Raw genomic sequence first — 17093 nt, 5'->3', positions numbered from 1 at the left:
CGTCCCAATCCCTCTTTCTTCTCTCCGCATGAAAAAGGAATGTAAAGCAAATAATGGAGTTAACTGAAGAATGGGGGTACCCGACATGATACGCTACCGATCTCGTAACCGCCGCCCGGCTCCCGCCAAGAAATCAGAGGAGCAGGCGGTATCCCCGAAGTCAGGGTCATCCGTGATTTCAGGCCATATACAAGAGCTGCTTAATCGCATACGGACCGAGTCCGGGGATAGCCCGGATATTGTTACCCGGCGTTTGAAGCTGGGCGGTCAACCGGAGGAGAACTGCGCCATTGTATACTTGAACGGGCTCAGCGATCCTGAGATGGTCAACCATTTCGTAATGGATTCCCTCCTGCGTTTAACCCCCGATTTATGTAAGGGTGAGGGACCCGATGCCTTCCTGGACAAAATCATGAAGGATGGGCTGTCAATGGGCGAATCCAAAATAATGACCGAATGGAACGACATGATGCTGGCCATTCTGTCCGGGGATACGGTGATCCTGCTGGAAGGTGCTGAGAAAGCCATCGTGGCGGGGACGCAGGGCGGGGAATGGCGATCCGTTACCGAGCCGACCTCCCAGCTTGTTGTTCGCGGACCCAAGGATAGCTTCGTGGAGTCCATAGCCACCAACATATCCCTTATCCGGCGGAGGATGAAATCCCCCGATCTCTGGCTCGAGACTATGAAAATTGGCACCGTAACCCATACCCACGTTGCTCTTATGTATGTGAAGGGAAAAGCAGATCCCGGGATCGTAAAGGAGATTAAAGAACGGCTGAATGGCATTGAGATTGAAGGTATTCTGGAATCGGCTTATATTGAAGAATTTATACAGGACAAAACGGTAACCCCTTTTCCCACGATCTACAATACGGAGCGTCCCGATGATGCCGCCAGTAAATTGCTGGAGGGAAGGATCATTGTCCTGGTTGATGGTACCCCCTTCGTTCTGGTCCTTCCAACCTTATTTGTTCACTTCTTCCAATCACCCGAAGATTATGCACAGCGATTTGATATTGCGATTGTGATGCGGATTGTCCGCTATCTCAGTTTTATTATATTGATCTTGGGTCCATCGGTTTATATAGCCCTAACTACCTTCCATTACGAAATGGTGCCAACCTTATTGCTAATCAGTTTGGTTGCTCAACGGGAAGGGGTTCCGTTTCCCGCCTTTGTCGAAGCGATGCTGATGGAAATCGTATTTGAGATTCTGCGTGAGGCCGGGGTGAGGATGCCTAGAGCCATCGGGCAGACCGTCTCGGTTGTCGGTGCTTTGATTTTGGGACAGGCAGTCGTTGAAGCCGGGCTGATTACGCCAGCCATGGTCATTGTCGTGGCTTTGACCGGTATTGCAAGCTTTGCCATACCAGCCTATAACCTGTCTATCGCCGGACGCTTAATACGGTTTGCTTTTATGATACTGGCCGGCATGTTCGGATTTTACGGGCTGACGCTGGGATTAATCATTCTGGTTGCCCATATGAATAGTCTCCGTTCGTTCGGAGTTCCCTATCTATCGCCGATCAGCCCTTTCCGATTACGGAATCAAAAAGACGCTGTCATCCGTATGCCTTTCAAGTCGCTCCAAGCGGAAGCCTTGTCCGCAACTCATTCAGGCAGCAGTCGACAAAAAGGTGCTTCGGGGGCAGTTGCATCGCAGGAAGCTGGGAATACATCCGGTTTACACTACCGGAATGCCGAGAGGGATAACAGTAGTGCCGGGGACCGAAATACGGCTGTTCCAGCCGCTGAGGCCAATCGTAAATAACGTTAGGGGTGTGGCCGGGATATGTGCAGATACAGATGGTGGGTTATCGTCCTCCTATGCTGCTGCCTAAGTACGATAACGGGCTGCTGGGATGCGACTGAATTGAATAAGCGGGCCATTGTTGCCGGTATCGGCATTGACTGGAAGGCAGAAGAGCAGCAATATATGATTTCCTTCCAGACCATCATTGCGGATGAAATATCCGGCAAAACGGGCAGGGGAGCGACACCGACATCCATATACAAAGCATCCGGAAAAACGATCATCGAAGCGCTGCGAAATACGTCTCGAAAAGTACCGCGTATCATTTCGCTTGCCCACACGGGATTAATTGTTATATCCGACGAGGTGGCAAGAAACGGAATTATCGATCTATTCGACTATTTGGACCGCGATTCCGATATTCGATTGACGACCGAAATATTGGTGGCCGCAGAAGGGCAAAGGGCGGAAGACGTGGTTGCTGTATTGACGCCCATCGGGAAGATTACGGCCTTCGCGCTTGTACAGAAGATTGAGTTAACCTCGAGACAATTAAGCGAGAACTTCCGTGTAGAGGTGGATGATGTCATTCGGGATCTGCTCGTTCCCGGTGGCGGGCCTGTCATTAACGGCGTTTTCATCGAAGGTGATGCGCAGCGAGCCGTAAAGAAATCCAATCTTGAAAGTTCGGAGAGCGCGGGTCTGGGCGTTATCTCCAATCTGGCTATTTTTAAGGGCGACAAACTTAAAGATTGGATGACCAAGGAAGAGAGCAAGGGAACCGTGTGGATCAAGAACAAAATGCAAGCAACGCCATTAAATATAAAACTTGAAAATGGACAGGGCGAAATTGCATTGGACGTGATGCGATCAAAGACCCGGCTGGAAGCGAAGTTTAAAGATCCGATTCAACCTGTTATCCACATATTCGTCGAACTTAACTACTCGATCCGGGAAGTGATGAGCGACATCGACCTGCGGAATCCGGATTCGATGAGAACGATTGAAGCAGCCGCTAACCAAGAGGTGGCTCACATTCTGAAATTAGCCGTGAAAAAGTGCCAGGAAGCGAACAGCGATATCCTGGAATTCGGCCAAACGGTAGAGCGCGCCAGACCCGAAGCTTGGCACAAGATGAAGGGGCGATGGGATGTTATCTTTCCGCAATTGGAAGTGGAATATCATGTGAAATCCGTTGTGCGTAACTCACAGACAAGAGATCGATCCTTTAAATACAACATGAAGACCCAGTAAAGGAGAGCTGAAAAGTGAAGGTGAAAATCAGTCCGCTGCAGTTCTTCTCGTTGCTGGTACTGTTTCAGTTCGGAACAACACTTGTGGTGAACATGGGGCTGCAGGCTGGTAAGGATTCGTGGATTGGGCTGCTGATTGGCATGGTAATCGGGACGATGATGTATTCGCTGAATGTTTACTTATACTCCATGTTTCCTGATCATTTGCCGACGGTTTATTATCGAATATTGCTTGGGAAATATTTAGGGGGATTGGTGGGGGTATCCTACTGCGTGTTTTATCTGTATACAGGCTCCAGAGATATCGTGGACGGAGGGTTATTGGTAATGGCTTCGGCAGCCCTTAAGGAGACACCCCTCCTCATTGTCAATCTGATCATGGTGATGACCGTTGCTTTTGTGCTTCATCAAGGTTTGGAGGTGCTTGGGCGTACCGCTTTGATCTTCTTGGCGATTGTTCTGCTGATCAGCGTATTCAGCGCCCTGGTTATCGTATTTTCATCGATCGTGGAAGTCCATCGCTTGCTTCCTGTTCTGGGTAACGGCATACAACCCATCATTGAATCTGTATTGAAAAAAAATATGAATTTTCCGTTTGGGGAGTTGATCGTTGCTACGGTCCTCCTTCCGCATCTGAGCCAGCAGAAGAGCGGGATTAAGGCAGGGTATCTGGCTATTTTATTCAGCGGAATGATGCTGGCGCTAACCTCTGCCGTTACCATTTCTGTGCTTGGGGACAACATCACGGAGCGTTCGGTTTTTCCACTGCTGACGATGGTCGGAAAAGCCAATATTTCGGAGTTCATTGAGCGGACGGAAATTCTGATCGTGATGGTTCTAATTATTGGTGTCTTTTTCAAAATAAGTCTGTATTATTATGCTGCATTGATCTCTGCATCCGAGCTGTTCAACATTCCCTATCAAAAATTGATTTATCCTTTCGCTTTGATCATGCTCGGTAATTCGATGATTCTCGCCCGCTCGTATAGCGAGCATCTTATGAAAGGAAGCCAACATCTATATACGGTTCTCCCTATATTTTCAATCGCAGTGCCCTTGCTGCTTGTCCTGATCGGTTTGATACGCAGGGTAAGTTCTGAGGGAAAGGCAAAGTCCGAATCTAGCTCCGATTCATGAACCTTGTCCCGCGTTTCCAGGACTTTGGTTTGAATCACGGGGCTTTTTATTTTTGAATGCCCGATAACAATCGGGAAGGATCAGGAGACATAGCAGCACCGTAACCGTTAGCTTCTCTATGATGGAGAATAGAGTAAACTGCCAGTTGATGATAAAGTTATACCATGGGAACCCGAACAGACAATCTGTAAGCACGGTATAAGAAAGGCAGAGGGAGCCTAACAGCAGGATGATCGCATATTTTTTGATATACATCGTTATTTCCTCACATTTCATATGGTTTATGACACGCCAATCCATGACAACGTTGTATTAGTATGAAGGGTTTATTGAATAAACATACAGTGGAGAGTTTTTATCCAATCGAGACGGCTGGGACAGAAGTATAGTAAATCCGTTTATAGATGGGCCTAAGGGTTATAGATCTTATATAATGAAAATAGATAGTGAACCGGGCTTTAGGAGGGGAGAGTTTGTGATGAAGAAACGTCAAGGCGTGAGAAGGCTGCTGGCTGGGATCGTGGCGGTAGTGTTAGGGATGACCGGTTCCGTGGCATATGGGGGAGAAGCTTGGGCTGCGGACACATCCTCAGGTGGACCTATCGAAGTTCGGGTGAATGGAGGCCGACTTCTGCTGGAATCACCTCCCTTTATTCATAACGGCAGGGTGATGGTGCCTTTCCGCGGCATTTCAACAGCGATGGGAGCCGAAGTGCGTTGGGACCAAGCCAAGCAGACGGCCATTGTAAGTAATGGCACACATACAACGAGTTACACCGTGGGGCAGAATCATGCCATGAAAGACGGCAAAGCTGTGACCCTGGATGCCCCGCCTCTGCTCAAGGAGGGACGTATTTATATCCCCCTCCGATTCTCGGCAGAGGGTCTGGGAGGTAAGGTTGTTTGGAATAACCAGGCTAAAGAAGCTATGATCTATCCGTTACTCACACCGAAGGAGGCAGAAGCAGTTCTGTCCAAGATGAGTGATCAAGCGATGACATTTTTGAAAAACAAGGATTTTGAAAAGCTTGCAGAGCTCGCTCATCCAAACGGGATCACTTTTTCCCCTTATGCGCATGTTGACCGGCAGAAGGATGTCACACTTGGCAAGCAGCAGCTGAGGAAGGGATTTAACCACGATACCTTATACCGATGGGGTGAGTATGATGGCAGCGGAGAACCAATCTCGATGAATTTTGAGAACTATTTTAATAAATTCATCTATACCCGCTATTTTGCCGCAGCGCCATGGATCGGTTACAACCAATCCAAGAGCGAAGGAAATACGGTGAACAATGCAAGCAGCCAGTATAAGGGAGCTGTCATCGTCGAGTATTACTTCGATGGAGTTCATCCTGATTATGCGGGGATGGATTGGGAAAGCCTCCGGCTTGTATTTGAACAAGATGGGGAGAACTGGGTGTTATCTGGCGTCATACATGATCAATGGACCATCTGAGATCAACTTGAGCTGTCGAAACCATATATAGTTTGATGGTTTCGACATTTTTTTTAAAAAAATGCTTGCTTTTTAACTCTGGGCGTAATATACTCTTAATTACGGTGATCAACTCGATCACGACTTACATAACATGCGGTCGTGGCGGAATTGGCAGACGCGCACGGTTCAGGTCCGTGTGGGCTAACCCCCGTGGAGGTTCGAGTCCTCTCGACCGCATCTATGAAGCAAAGCTGTTTTTCAAGTGGAAATTTAACTTGAAGAACAGCTTTTTTCGTTCCTCTTCATGTGGAAATCGCGTTATACTAAACAAGAGGAACCGTTCAGCTTTAGGGTAAATTCGATGGAGTTGGATTTATAATATAAGACCTGTTAGCATTACTGGCTGGTTATTATGAATACAAGGGGTGTGATCCTGTGATAAAACCTCGAAAAGGGCTTAGCTTTATTTTGTTGCTGCTTGTTGTCGTTAGTTTGTCTGTTGGATGTCAATCGACGGATGAGGGGAATACGGCTGAGCTTCCGGTACCGGAGCAATCGGTGAATTCTTCGAATGAGGATGCCCCGGAGACAGAGCCCTCATCCGGCTCAGAAGACGATGACGCCGCGGGAAGCGGTGCTGTTGCAGAACCGGATGAGGATACGGACGTTACTCCAGATCATCAGGCCGCTGAGCCCGATGTGGATTTAGCGGATGTGACGGCGGTCCGGCTCATTAATCATAGCTCGGGCTGGATTGGCGGAGAAGGCTGGATTGCTTTTAGTGATAACGGTGGTACGGAATGGGAGGTTCAAGCTCAGCCGAAAGGCACCGTACGTCAAATCTTCGCGCTGAATGGTAAGCAGGCGTGGACGGTGATGGAGAATAACGATCTGTACCGCACTATGGATGGCGGGGAGACGTGGATTCGGATTGGAAGCACGCCGAATGCCGGATTTCTCCATTTCACATCGCCTGAAACGGGATTCAGCGGTCAAGCCAAAACCGAGGACGGAGGCAAAACTTGGATCAACCAGGATATACCGGATACGACTGTCGGCCGCCCTGCCACGGGAGCTATCACCGATGAAGCTGCTGAAGCTCCCAGGAACGAAGGCGCTGCTGTGTCTTGACCGTTATATGTTGTTTCTGCGAGGCCCCATAACGAATGAATAACAAAGAAGGCCGGAATCTCCGGTCTTCTTTTTGTGGTTCTGCCTCCATTCTCAGCGAGGAAGAGGCAGAACGATGAATCGTATCGTTCATTAAGGCAACTCTTTGAATATCATTCGGGAGCCTAGCCAAAGACCAGCCGTTACTCCGAATAAACCGAAGAGGACCACCAGGACGATCAGATTCAAGGAGTGCCAGCCCAGCAGGAATCCAAAACCGCTTCCCATGGTTGTTCCGGCCAGCAATCCCAATGCAGCACCAATTTGCTTTTGACGTAGCGTCATCTTTCTGTCACCTCAATTGTTGGATGATGCAAACGGAATGTTACTTGTATTCCCTGATCATCTCGAAATATGCCGTAACAGAAAATAAGCCCGGCTTAGCCGGATCGACCCGGCAAGCTGAGCATTGGTTGAATAGTAAGTATGGTTATAATATAACGTGCAACTTCAATTAGGAATTTTGCTTTAATGCGCAATCTGCGAATAGAACAGATTTAGGGATACGGAAGAACTGTTCCGCTTTTTCCTGGAACGCTGCTGACGGCACGGTGCCCTGGTGCAGCCATTTGCGGAATGTGCCGGGATGAACGCCGATCCAGCGGCTGACATCGCTTACCGACAAATCATGAACCATGCACAGACCTGTCAGAATCCGATTGCTAACTGGTGATCGTGTCAGGGTGCGTTTCATGAAACGGGAAGGCGCCGGCTGACAGATTAAAGGTGACTTGTCCAGCAGTTCTTCCCTGAAGAGAATGTGGCGGGGATAACCCAAGTAGTCACAGGCCTTCTCCAGGTTGTTTTTACCGGGAACGCGTCCCTCATATACCCAGGCGCTGACACTACGGGAGGATACTCCCAGTTCCTCGGCCAATTGCGACAATTTGATATCGTTGGCCATAAGTACGGCTAGTAGGACGCGGTTGCGAATTTGGCAGCGGGTCGGCCGGCGAAAGCGCTTGACTCGCACACCTTTCCCCAAATATTTACGATTGATCAGGGACCACGCCTCAATGGAGTGTTTTTCTTGCTGCAGTTGTGTAGGCATAATTCCTCCGATTTTTTTAACACAATACTACAATATTCGACACTCACTTTTCAATAGCCAATCATCAAACAATTGTTTCCATTTCGTTGTTACCTGATTTATAAGTCGGATGTAATGGTCCGATAGACCTACCTGTTGGATTGATTATTTTGATGTATCGTTCGCTTTTTCATGATATTTATAGAGGGGAAAGAGGTTATAGACGAGGATGTATGGAGTCAAATCCGAACGATAAACGAATTATCTATTGACTCATTCGTAAATCCGTTTTATATTAACTATGGTTGATGAAGAACAAAGAAGCTTATTCGTATATCCCTGAAAATAAGGTTCAGGGGTTTCTACAAGGGACCTTAAATTCCTGACTACGAATAGGATGCGCAAGCATACCTATTCGAAGCAGGATTTTTTTGTGTCCAGAAGCGGTGTGCAGAAGCGACAGTCAAACACACAGGGGGATATGATGAGCAAATATGATGTTATCGTTGTGGGTGCCGGTCCGGCCGGTATTTTCGCTTGTTATGAACTGACATTGAAGTCACCAGGAAGCAAGGTGCTGCTGGTTGACAAGGGACATGATATTTACCGGAGAAGCTGTCCGATCCTGGAGGAGAAGATTAAGCTCTGTCCACCGGCAGTAGGACGTAAGGAATTTGCCGGTTGTTTGCCGGCCTGCTCGATAACAGCCGGATTTGGTGGGGCGGGCGCATACAGCGACGGCAAATTCAACATCACCACGGAGTTTGGCGGCTGGATGACCGATTATTTGCCCGGCTCCAAAGTCATGGAGCTCATCCAATATGTCGACGCTATCAATCTGGAGCATGGAGCGACACCCGCCATTACGGACCCGACAACAAATGCGATCCGGGATATTGAACAGCGTGGATACGCAGCAGGCCTGAAGCTGCTGCGTGCTCAGGTAAGACATCTTGGAACCGAGCAGAATTTGGAGATTCTGAAGTCGATATATGAATATTTGAAGACTAGAATTGATATGGCTTTCCGGGCGGAAGTCGAGGACATTGTTACCGTCAAAGAAGACGGAACTCACCGCGTCACCGGCATTGCGATGAAGGGCGGAGAGGTCCATGAGGCGAATCTGGTGATGATTGCTCCCGGCCGCGACGGGTCTGCCTGGTTGACCGGCATACTTAAAAAACGCAGATTGAAAATGCATAATAACCAAGTAGACGTGGGCGTTCGGGTGGAAACCTCGGATGTGGTCATGCGCGAGATCAATGAGCATTTGTATGAAGGCAAATTCATCTTTAACACCTCGGTTGGAACCCGGGTGCGTACGTTCTGCAGCAATCCTTCCGGTCATGTTGTGGTTGAGAACCATAGCGGAGTTATGGCAGCCAATGGCCATTCTTATAAAGATCCGGCATTGGGATCAGCCAATACAAACTTTGCGCTGCTCGTATCCCATAAGTTTACGGAGCCGTTTGACAAGCCTAATGAATATGCGCGTGAAATTTGCAAGCGGGCTAACGATCTATCCAGCGGCGGGGTCATTGTACAGAAATACGGCGACGTGCTCCGTGGCCGGAGATCCACCGAAGGCCGAATTCGCGAAGGATTTCTGGAGCCGACGCTGAAGGAGGCCGTTCCTGGTGATCTTGGCTTGGTGCTGCCGTACAATACCATGAAAAGCCTGATCGAGATGGTCGAAGCCCTTGATAAAGTCACACCGGGGATTGCGTCGGAGCACACGCTGTTCTACGGGGTGGAGGCAAAGTTCTACTCCGCAAGGCCGAAGCTGTCGGAGTCCTTCGAGACGGAAATCAAGGGGCTATACTGTGGCGGGGATGGCGCCGGAATTACCAGGGGGCTTGCTCAGGCGGGAGCCGCCGGCGTCTGGATTGCCCAGAACATGCTGAACCCATTAAGTTCGTGATTGCAGCGGTTGTTCCCTTAAATAGAATGCTGATTTTTGGAGCACATTCTGGTGTAAGCCAGACGGTGCTCCTATTTGGTTAGATCTGGCGCAGCTGATATGTCCGATATGTTGGTGGGAGCGATTTCTTTTTCCGGACGAACGGGGTATGATAGATACGAAAGATTTACATAAATGCTAGAGATGGAGGAACGGACGATGATTAAACATATTGTTTTTTTCAAACTGAAGGACTCATCCGCCGAGAATATTAAGAAGACGGTTCAGGTGCTGCGTGATATGGATGGCAAGATTCCGATGCTAAGATCCCTTGAGGCGGGTGCCGATGTTATTCGCTCCGAGCGCTCATATGATTTGGCTTTGATCGTTGAAGTGGACAATCTTGAAGATTTGCAAGCATATGCCGTTCATCCTGTTCACCAGGAAGTGATCCAATACATTAATACGGTGAAAGATCATACGCTTAGCGTAGATTTTGAAGTGTAGGCAATGATATAGACCTTACAACAACAGGCTGGAGGAGATTTGCGGTGTATTATGTGAATCAAGAACAAATTGAACGGCGCCTGAGCGCGATTCCCGAAATTGCGGAAGGGTTGCGTGCTGCGGCACAAACATGGGACGGAGGCCTGGTACTGGGCTTGGTTCAGGAGCGTGCGCTTCATCTGGCGATCGAAGTCGTAACGGATGTCGGCAGCTACTTGATTGACGGATTTATTATGCGGGATGCCAGCAGCTATGAAGATATCATGGATATTAATCATGAGGAAAAGGTGTTCCCCGAAGAGGTTCATAAGGTGCTGCTTGAGCTGGTACGATTGCGTAAACCGCTTGTACAGGATTACTATGATTGGGACAGGCATGCGCTTCATTCTTTAACCTCGATTCTGCCTGATGTGCTGGAGCAGTTTGCGGGAAATGTCCGTGAGTATTTAAAAAACGAGATGTACTGATGCTTGTATAGTACAATTAAGAGATATCCCATGATGCCATGGGCTCTTCCATACGATTCATCCATAACAGACCTTCAGGGAATCCTTGAACGGTCTGTTTTTTGTTGGCTTCCTTACGAGCGCTGGCATGTTCCGAAGCTTTGGGGATCCTCGTGGTTTTTCGGTGCCGGAATAAAAAAACGCCGATGTTGTGTCAAGACAAGCCCATGCTGCTTATAATGCATCAAGCGACTAGGCATTCGCCCGGTCGGACGAAAGGAGGAGTTCCCCATGACAGAATGGAGTGCGCTGGCCGCTGCCATCGGCATCGTTCTGATCGCGGTTGCGGCGGTGATCATGATGCTGTCGGTTAAAAAGCTGATCGGGCGGGCCGAGACCATGCTGGGCCGCCTTGAGGAAGACAGTACCCGATTGACGCAGGAAGCCTCGCAAGTGCTGGAGCAGGCATCCGTCTCGTTAGAGATGATTCAGCGACAGCTGGCGGCCGGTGAAGCATTTGCCGCTTCCATGTCCGATGTTGCGTCAGCGGTAGCCAAGACGGCCGATGCGGTTCATGCTGTAGGGAAAAAAGCTTCCATAACCGCCATTGAGCATCTGGAACGTGCTCGCCTCGATAATGAACGGCAGATCGGGGAGATGTTCCGGTGGGTTGATGCCGGAATGACGCTTTGGCATTCATGGAACAAGTACACCTCCAAGTCCGGCGAAGGGCAAGCCAAATAGAAGGAGAGATGGAATATGAAAGAGAAGAGCAAAGGACTCCTCTGGGGAGTATTGATCGGCAGTGTTGCAGGTTCTGTTACCGCACTTCTTCTGGCTCCAAAATCCGGCAAAGAGCTTCGGAATGACATTGCCGACGGCGCCCGCGGCATCGGCACCAAGGTGCAGGAGGCAGCGGAGAAGGTAGGAGAGCAGGGGGTTAACCTGATCGGCATCATGACAGATCGGGCGGAGAACGTGATCTCCGACATTCAGTCCTGGCGCAACCGGCAAGAAAGCTGGCTGGCGGAAGAGGAAATTGCGCAGGTCTCCTCGTTTGACGAGGATTTTGAAGAAGAGGATTATGCAGCCACTGTTACTGAAGTGAAGATCAACGATGAATCCAGGATCAAATAATCGCTTCAGCACATCATTTACGAGGATAAGGATTACGCCAAAATACATGAAAGCCGGGGCGGCACAGAGCCCCGGCTTTGCTGTGTATAAATGATTCGAAATAAAGTCCCGATTACTGCCCTTTGCTCCGGTAATGGAAATTCGGCGAACGGATGTCGTTATGATAAGAGGTGTGGAAAATATGTGTTGTAGCCGGCGAGACCGGAGGAATCAGCCAGCTCCAATCCCCTGTGAGCTCCCGCCCGGCTTGCTGTTCGCGCTGTTCAAACAAACCGAATTGGGCTGCTGCTGAATGATGGTCTACGATGCTGACGCCTGCTTTCTTGAAGGAATAGAGCACGGCAGCATTGAGTTCAACCAAGGCGCGATCCCTCCATAAGGTCGTCACGCTGGAAGTATCTTGACCCATCAGCTTGGCAATAAGCGGAAGCTTGTTGTAGCGCCCTTCGTCTGCTAGGTTACGGGCTCCGATTTCGGTTCCCATATACCAGCCGTTGAACGGTGCGGCCGTGTATATAATGCCGCCGATTTCAAGCAGCATGTCCGAGATGAAAGGCACCCCATACCATTTTATCCCTTCCTCTTTAAGAGCTGGAAGTTCGGGATGCTCCAAGGGGACCTCCAGCACGTAGGCTTCAGGTATCGGAAACCACTCCGGCGGCTCATTCCCCTGCTGCACAACCAGCGGCAGCACATCATAGTCGGTCAAGTCTCCCCGCCACCCCAGCTCCATGCATTCCTTCGTGAAGGATAGGGAAGCCGGGTCGCCAATCGTCCCATCCGGCGTTTCGTAACCCGCATACCGAATCAATTGGTGGTTTTTGATCATAAGTGGGGCCTCCCCTGGATGTGCGGCCCTGAAAATCGTAATCGTTGGCATGATTTTTCCGCCATTGGTGGCACTCTCGATATGGTGGAGAAGTGCTGAGAAAATGTCAGCGGTCTCCGTTAAGTGCCTGGCATCGAATACTTTTAGGCGATCCCAAAACAGTCTGCCGATACAGCGGTTGCTGTTTCGCCAAGCCATTTTGGCCCCGTGCGTCAGTTCCTCGAGCGTATGCTTATATGTACCTGTCAGCTTGATCTGTGAGCGGATGTCCCTGAGCCGGGCCTCGGTTTCTTCCGGAGAACGGTTTAATTCTGCATAACAAAGCTGGATATACTGCTTCGCAGCTTCCATAAGGTCGGTATGATGTATGTTGTCATTCACGTAGAATTCTCCTTTACTATACGCGCGCTTACTATAGTATAAACTACCTATGGTCACCGACTGGCGCAAGAGTCCTACAATTGCTTGAACAAATAACCAACTCTCTTTGCAGCGGCGCCCTTGTTGAAGATAGGGGGGAATTGGGGTAAGATTTAAGGTACATTTCGATCCGAAATGACATATGGTATCACAGTAAACCATGAATTTGACAAGAAGGAAGCGGTGGGTTCGTGCAGCAAGCAATCGCAATACTAGACTCGGGTGTCGGCGGGCTGACTGTCGCTAAAGAAGTGATGAGACAGCTCCCGAGAGAGAAAATTATTTACTTCGGAGATACAGCCCGCGCACCCTACGGACCCCGTACGCCGGAAGAAGTCCGTTTATTTACGGAGCAAATTGTAGATTATTTAATTCAGTATGATCCTAAAATGATTGTGATCGCCTGTAATACGGCTACGGCGGCGGCGCTTGATTATATTTCGTCCAAAGTGCCTGTACCGGTCATCGGTGTCATTCACCCAGGGGCGCGTGCCGCCATAAGTGCAACGAAGACCGGTAACGTCGGCGTAATCGGTACAGTCGGAACCATTGGCAGCGGAGCATATACAGCGGCTCTGAAACAGCTCTCGCCCTACATCGAGGTGGAAAGTCAAGCCTGTCCCGAACTGGTACCGCTCGTCGAACACGGATTGTTCCGATCCGAGGATGCCCTGCAGGTGGTGCAAGAATCCTTGAGAGGCATCAAGGATACCTCCATTGATTGTCTGATCCTGGGCTGTACTCACTATCCGTTCCTGAGGAATACGATCCAAACCGTCATGGGGCCGTCCGTGAAACTGATCAGCTCCGCCGATGAGACGGCTCGCGAGGTCAGCACGATTCTGTACGATAAAGGCCAGCTCGCGAGCAGCATGGAGAGTCCGGTGCATCAATTTTTCTGTACAGGGGATCCGGTCATTTTTCAGAGCATTGCGACCGAATGGCTCGGAGAGCATATCAAGCGGACACCTGTTGTCTGGCAAATTACGAAGCTATAATTCACAGTTCATACCTAAGAGCTAATCTGAATGAATAAGAGCAGGAAACGCAGGCAGGACAAGGAATAAGACCTTGTCCTGCCTTTATTAATTTCCGGTGCCAGGATTAGAAAAAGAGCGGGACTCACGCCCCTTTTTCGATCTTTTGCATCATACATGTTGGACAACCGGCCGCTCATATACATGGAATGGACGCTAATTGAAGCGGCTCTGCCGCGGAAAGGAATCCATTATGCAGCAATATGTCGTACAGAAAGGCGACACGCTGAGACGCGTGGCTGCCAGATATAGTCTGGCGTATGAACAGCTGATTACGGCGAATCCATGGGCGGCGCAGCAGCCGTATCTCCAGCAGGGGCAAATGCTCTATCTTCCTGCATCGTTGCGCCGAAGGTATGTCATTCAGGAACATGATACCTTTGATAGCATTGCCAATACGTTCCGGTTTCGGAAGGAAGCCTTGGAAGAACTGAATCCCGGGTTATCGGCTCATCATCTGCCACAGGGAAAAACGATCGTTCTGCCGGGTACCACGCATAAGCGCATGATACGATTAACCGGCGAATACGGACCGGGGGATCTGGAACGCGATATACAAGAGATGCAGCTGCGCTACCCTGTTATCGAGTGGAGTGTCATCGGCCGAAGTGTGCTCGGCAAACCACTATATGCGGCCAAAATCGGTAAAGGCCCTAAGAACCTTCACATTAATGCAGCACTGCATGCCAATGAATGGATCACAACCCCTTGTCTGATGCGTTTCATGGAGGAATACGGCAGGGCATTATCGCAAGGGTCGCCGGTTTATTTTCAGGAGCCGGATGCCTGGTACCGGAACTATACGTTATGGGTTGTGCCGATGGCAAACCCGGATGGGGTAGAGCTCGTACAGGAAGGAGTCACTCCTTCTCATCCATATTATGAACGACTGCTCGATTGGAATGGCGGACGCGAGGATTTTCGGCGCTGGAAGGCGAATATGAACGGCGTGGATTTGGGTGACCAGTTCCCTGCACATTGGCATGAGGAAGTCGCGCGTAGGGGGAAAGTCCGCCCCTCCCCGCAGGATTATGCGGGGACTAAGCCGCTTAGCGAGCCGGAAGCCGAAGCCGTATATCAGCATACATTATCGATATCTCCGGAACGGGCCATTTCCCTTCACAGCCAAGGCAGGGAGATCTATTGGAATTACAGGGACTACGAACCTCCGGAAAGTGAGGACATGGCCAGAAGATTAGGTCAGGCCGGCGGTTACAGGCCGGTGAAGCTGCAAGGCAGCGATGCGGGATACAAGGATTGGTTCATTCAGCAATACCGGAGGCCGGGCTTTACCGTGGAGATTGGTTATGGGATGAATCCGCTGCCGCTTGAGGATTTCGAGGATCTGTGCGTCGAGGTGGGATCCATTCTAGCTGCGTTTATGTCTTTGGAATAGGATATTTTGAAACGAAAAGGTCTATTTAACGTATACAATATAGAAGAATTCGGCCGCTGCTTTCATGGATCACAAGGCAGTGGCCTCTTTTCGCCCTTTTACCGCTTGCGGCCCGGACGGAATATGGTTTATGCCGGGATTTCTTAGAGATTTGCTATTTGGGTAATGATATAGACATGCTGCGTGGAATGGAGGGAACAACATGAAGTGGAGAAGATTATGGTCGCTTCGGCGCTGGACGCACGTATTCCAGCGGATATTCGGTTATTTAACCTCTTCCCGGGTTACACTCGGGGACAAGCTGTTATTCCTGGTTCCGGTTGTGCTGTACTGGGTGCTGCCGGACTTTATGCCATTGCTGCCGATTGATGATATCGGAGTTACGATGCTGCTGATGAACTGGTTCGTATCCCGCGTCGAACGGAAATATCCGGGCCTGCACGGTGAGGATCAAGGCACCGCCAAGCGCGTACGGTAAATGGGCTTCGGGCTGTAACAATACAGACAGGACCCTTGCGAAAAAGCCGGCAGGGGTCTACAATAACATATTGAATGAAACATCCGTGAGGAGATGAATATACGTGAAATGTAAAATTACACGAAATGCCGCCAAGGTGTTAAAGCGAGAGCTGGACAAGGAAGAGAACAAGGACAAGAAACTTCGCGTGCTGGTTACCCATGCGCATGGAGATCATGCCCACTACGGTCTGGATCTGGATACGCCGAAGGAAAATGATGTCATCGTAACCACAGATAAAGAAATCGATGTCATTTTGGAGGCGGGACAACCTTTCCTGGACGGCGTCAAAATCGACTATCTTTATTTTCCTGAGGAAGGCTTTGTGATTACGAATCCGTCCCAGGGCAATCACGGCGACCACTAGGTTACTTCAGAATAAAGAAGGTAATGTACAATGGCTAATGATATTCGCGTCTGCGAGAAGTGCAGACATACGAAGTTGAAGACAATGATCCCGAAAATTAAGAAAATGGTACCGGATGCCGACATTAAGATCGGCTGTAAATCCTATTGCGGTCCTTGCGGCAAACGCGCATTTATTTATATCAATGGCCGCTATGTCAGCGCGCCTACCGAGGATGAAGTGCTGGCAAAAGCGCTGCCGTTTGTGAAATAACAAACAAACAGCAGGCTGTTTGACACACCTTCATCAAAGTTTCGTGGTATTCCCATTCTACGGGTATAGTTCCTGGCTCCGCCATCCATGCTAAGAGGGCAACAGGAACAATAACTTTAGAAGGGAGCATCCGTCATGAACAGTCACGATTCCAGTCTTCATTCCAACAATCCCAGCAACAGCGCGCTAGATTCCGTTGAGAAGCTGCACCGTGCCGTATCCTCGGCAATGTCCCACCCGACGGAACAGCTGATTCAGCAAGCGGAGAATTCGTTATCCCACACGGAGCAAGCGGTTTCCCAGGTGATTGAGAAGGGGAACGAAAACGCGGTGGAATTGGCCGAAGAGTTGTTAGGCGAAGAGAAGGAACGTCTGTCCAAGCTTCGTTCAGCTAAAAAGTAGTTTATGATCCTGTGCAGTCCGTTCAATAGCTTTCGAGCTAATGAGCGGACTTTTTGTCGTTTTTATACGCATTTGAATTATATACTTGATTCCGAT

20 protein-coding genes, 1 tRNA gene and 1 riboswitch are annotated in these 17093 nt (G+C 49.6%); of the genes, 17 read left to right on the top strand and 4 right to left on the bottom strand.

Translation table 11 applies throughout. The annotated features are described in order from the left end of the window. Nucleotides 1-85: 85 nt before the first annotated feature. Genes PAEVO_RS16605 through PAEVO_RS16595 form a run of 3 tightly spaced genes read left to right on the top strand, consistent with a single transcriptional unit; the run spans nt 86 to nt 4146 of the window. The gene (locus PAEVO_RS16605; RefSeq protein ID WP_100538528.1) at nt 86-1774 is read left to right on the top strand and encodes a spore germination protein; all 1689 of its coding nucleotides are present in this window, start codon (nt 86-88) and stop codon (nt 1772-1774) included. A gap of 21 nt (nt 1775-1795) precedes the next feature. Beyond that, on the top strand, nt 1796-3010 hold the full coding sequence (locus tag PAEVO_RS16600; protein ID WP_100538527.1) for a Ger(x)C family spore germination protein: 1215 nt from the start codon (nt 1796-1798) through the stop codon (nt 3008-3010). A gap of 14 nt (nt 3011-3024) precedes the next feature. Continuing rightward, nucleotides 3025-4146, top strand: a complete 1122-nt coding sequence (locus tag PAEVO_RS16595) for a GerAB/ArcD/ProY family transporter (protein WP_100538526.1) — start codon at nt 3025-3027, stop codon at nt 4144-4146. Here PAEVO_RS16595 and PAEVO_RS16590 read toward each other — a convergent pair. Continuing rightward, nucleotides 4141-4401 carry a YczF family membrane protein gene (locus PAEVO_RS16590; protein ID WP_100538525.1) on the bottom strand — a complete coding sequence of 87 codons (261 nt, stop codon included), beginning with the start codon at nt 4399-4401 and terminating at the stop codon, nt 4141-4143. The genes PAEVO_RS16595 and PAEVO_RS16590 overlap by 6 nt on opposite strands. A 223-nt stretch (nt 4402-4624) precedes the next feature. On the opposite strand from PAEVO_RS16590, the gene PAEVO_RS16585 reads away from it, so the two are divergent. The 3 genes from PAEVO_RS16585 (at nt 4625) to PAEVO_RS16575 (ending at nt 6718) form a co-directional block, all read left to right on the top strand. Continuing rightward, the gene (locus PAEVO_RS16585) at nt 4625-5605 is read left to right on the top strand and encodes a copper amine oxidase N-terminal domain-containing protein (RefSeq protein ID WP_100538524.1); all 981 of its coding nucleotides are present in this window, start codon (nt 4625-4627) and stop codon (nt 5603-5605) included. Nucleotides 5606-5740: 135 nt separating this feature from the next. Then, nucleotides 5741-5824: transfer RNA gene (locus PAEVO_RS16580), tRNA-Leu, on the top strand. Between the two features lie 198 nt (nt 5825-6022). Beyond that, nucleotides 6023-6718, top strand: coding sequence for a WD40/YVTN/BNR-like repeat-containing protein (locus PAEVO_RS16575; RefSeq protein ID WP_243390803.1), 696 nt, complete (start codon nt 6023-6025; stop codon nt 6716-6718). 132 nt (nt 6719-6850) lie between these two features. Here PAEVO_RS16575 and PAEVO_RS16570 read toward each other — a convergent pair whose 3' ends face one another. After that, on the bottom strand, nt 6851-7042 hold the full coding sequence (locus PAEVO_RS16570) for a hypothetical protein (RefSeq protein ID WP_100538523.1): 192 nt from the start codon (nt 7040-7042) through the stop codon (nt 6851-6853). 169 nt (nt 7043-7211) lie between these two features. Beyond that, nucleotides 7212-7808, bottom strand: a complete 597-nt coding sequence (locus PAEVO_RS16565; RefSeq protein ID WP_071223142.1) for a helix-turn-helix domain-containing protein — start codon at nt 7806-7808, stop codon at nt 7212-7214. A gap of 288 nt (nt 7809-8096) precedes the next feature. Next, a riboswitch (purine riboswitch) is annotated at nt 8097-8196 on the top strand. Between the two features lie 75 nt (nt 8197-8271). On the opposite strand from PAEVO_RS16565, the gene PAEVO_RS16560 reads away from it, so the two are divergent. The 5 genes from PAEVO_RS16560 to PAEVO_RS16540 all read left to right on the top strand — a co-directional run bounded on the left by PAEVO_RS16560 (nt 8272) and on the right by PAEVO_RS16540 (nt 11777). Then, a complete protein-coding gene (locus tag PAEVO_RS16560) occupies nt 8272-9708 on the top strand; it encodes an NAD(P)/FAD-dependent oxidoreductase (RefSeq protein ID WP_100539486.1) in 1437 nt (478 codons plus the stop codon). A 198-nt stretch (nt 9709-9906) separates the two neighbouring features. Further along, nucleotides 9907-10194, top strand: coding sequence for a Dabb family protein (locus PAEVO_RS16555; protein WP_100538522.1), 288 nt, complete (start codon nt 9907-9909; stop codon nt 10192-10194). A gap of 44 nt (nt 10195-10238) precedes the next feature. Continuing rightward, nucleotides 10239-10661: a DUF86 domain-containing protein gene (locus PAEVO_RS16550; protein WP_100538521.1), complete on the top strand. Its 423-nt coding sequence runs from the start codon at nt 10239-10241 to the stop codon at nt 10659-10661. 270 nt (nt 10662-10931) lie between these two features. Continuing rightward, entirely contained in the window at nt 10932-11384 is a 453-nt protein-coding gene (locus PAEVO_RS16545) for a DUF948 domain-containing protein (RefSeq protein ID WP_100538520.1), read from the top strand. Nucleotides 11385-11399: 15 nt separating this feature from the next. Beyond that, nucleotides 11400-11777, top strand: coding sequence for a YtxH domain-containing protein (locus PAEVO_RS16540; RefSeq protein ID WP_100538519.1), 378 nt, complete (start codon nt 11400-11402; stop codon nt 11775-11777). Nucleotides 11778-11889: 112 nt separating this feature from the next. On the opposite strand, the gene PAEVO_RS16535 is transcribed toward PAEVO_RS16540, so the two are convergent. Next, complete coding sequence (locus PAEVO_RS16535) at nt 11890-12957, bottom strand: nitric oxide synthase oxygenase (RefSeq protein WP_100539485.1); 1068 nt, start codon at nt 12955-12957, stop codon at nt 11890-11892. Nucleotides 12958-13217: 260 nt separating this feature from the next. Here PAEVO_RS16535 and racE point away from each other — a divergent pair, with 260 nt between their 5' ends. The 6 genes from racE (at nt 13218) to PAEVO_RS16505 (ending at nt 16997) form a co-directional block, all read left to right on the top strand. Beyond that, nucleotides 13218-14024, top strand: coding sequence for a glutamate racemase (racE, locus tag PAEVO_RS16530; protein WP_100538518.1), 807 nt, complete (start codon nt 13218-13220; stop codon nt 14022-14024). Nucleotides 14025-14256: 232 nt separating this feature from the next. Further along, entirely contained in the window at nt 14257-15459 is a 1203-nt protein-coding gene (locus PAEVO_RS16525; protein ID WP_100539484.1) for a M14 family metallopeptidase, read from the top strand. A 202-nt stretch (nt 15460-15661) separates the two neighbouring features. Then, nucleotides 15662-15937, top strand: a complete 276-nt coding sequence (locus PAEVO_RS16520; RefSeq protein ID WP_100538517.1) for a hypothetical protein — start codon at nt 15662-15664, stop codon at nt 15935-15937. 103 nt (nt 15938-16040) lie between these two features. Beyond that, on the top strand, nt 16041-16343 hold the full coding sequence (locus PAEVO_RS16515) for a heme biosynthesis protein HemY (RefSeq protein WP_100538516.1): 303 nt from the start codon (nt 16041-16043) through the stop codon (nt 16341-16343). Nucleotides 16344-16373: 30 nt separating this feature from the next. Continuing rightward, a complete protein-coding gene (locus PAEVO_RS16510; RefSeq protein ID WP_100538515.1) occupies nt 16374-16595 on the top strand; it encodes a YuzB family protein in 222 nt (73 codons plus the stop codon). A gap of 135 nt (nt 16596-16730) precedes the next feature. Continuing rightward, the gene (locus PAEVO_RS16505) at nt 16731-16997 is read left to right on the top strand and encodes a hypothetical protein (protein WP_100538514.1); all 267 of its coding nucleotides are present in this window, start codon (nt 16731-16733) and stop codon (nt 16995-16997) included. Nucleotides 16998-17093 lie beyond the last annotated feature (96 nt).

The sequence above is a fragment of the Paenibacillus sp. GM2FR genome (assembly GCF_002803325.1).
GTDB classification, from domain to species: domain Bacteria; phylum Bacillota; class Bacilli; order Paenibacillales; family Paenibacillaceae; genus Paenibacillus_AQ; species Paenibacillus_AQ lautus.
This window is presented reverse-complemented; position numbering and strand designations above follow the sequence as displayed.

What these genes read in the sequence shown, in the direction of transcription:
- PAEVO_RS16605 (WP_100538528.1), top strand. Translation starts at nt 86, where the DNA reads ATGATACGCTACCGATCTCGTAACCGCCGCCCGGCTCCCGCCAAGAAA.
- PAEVO_RS16600 (WP_100538527.1), top strand. Translation starts at nt 1,796, where the DNA reads ATGTGCAGATACAGATGGTGGGTTATCGTCCTCCTATGCTGCTGCCTA.
- PAEVO_RS16590 (WP_100538525.1), bottom strand. Translation starts at nt 4,401, where the DNA reads ATGTATATCAAAAAATATGCGATCATCCTGCTGTTAGGCTCCCTCTGC.
- PAEVO_RS16585 (WP_100538524.1), top strand. Translation starts at nt 4,625, where the DNA reads ATGAAGAAACGTCAAGGCGTGAGAAGGCTGCTGGCTGGGATCGTGGCG.
- PAEVO_RS16570 (WP_100538523.1), bottom strand. Translation starts at nt 7,042, where the DNA reads ATGACGCTACGTCAAAAGCAAATTGGTGCTGCATTGGGATTGCTGGCC.
- PAEVO_RS16565 (WP_071223142.1), bottom strand. Translation starts at nt 7,808, where the DNA reads ATGCCTACACAACTGCAGCAAGAAAAACACTCCATTGAGGCGTGGTCC.
- PAEVO_RS16560 (WP_100539486.1), top strand. Translation starts at nt 8,272, where the DNA reads ATGAGCAAATATGATGTTATCGTTGTGGGTGCCGGTCCGGCCGGTATT.
- PAEVO_RS16555 (WP_100538522.1), top strand. Translation starts at nt 9,907, where the DNA reads ATGATTAAACATATTGTTTTTTTCAAACTGAAGGACTCATCCGCCGAG.
- PAEVO_RS16545 (WP_100538520.1), top strand. Translation starts at nt 10,932, where the DNA reads ATGACAGAATGGAGTGCGCTGGCCGCTGCCATCGGCATCGTTCTGATC.
- PAEVO_RS16540 (WP_100538519.1), top strand. Translation starts at nt 11,400, where the DNA reads ATGAAAGAGAAGAGCAAAGGACTCCTCTGGGGAGTATTGATCGGCAGT.
- PAEVO_RS16535 (WP_100539485.1), bottom strand. Translation starts at nt 12,957, where the DNA reads ATGGAAGCTGCGAAGCAGTATATCCAGCTTTGTTATGCAGAATTAAAC.
- PAEVO_RS16525 (WP_100539484.1), top strand. Translation starts at nt 14,257, where the DNA reads ATGCAGCAATATGTCGTACAGAAAGGCGACACGCTGAGACGCGTGGCT.
- PAEVO_RS16520 (WP_100538517.1), top strand. Translation starts at nt 15,662, where the DNA reads ATGAAGTGGAGAAGATTATGGTCGCTTCGGCGCTGGACGCACGTATTC.
- PAEVO_RS16510 (WP_100538515.1), top strand. Translation starts at nt 16,374, where the DNA reads ATGGCTAATGATATTCGCGTCTGCGAGAAGTGCAGACATACGAAGTTG.
- PAEVO_RS16505 (WP_100538514.1), top strand. Translation starts at nt 16,731, where the DNA reads ATGAACAGTCACGATTCCAGTCTTCATTCCAACAATCCCAGCAACAGC.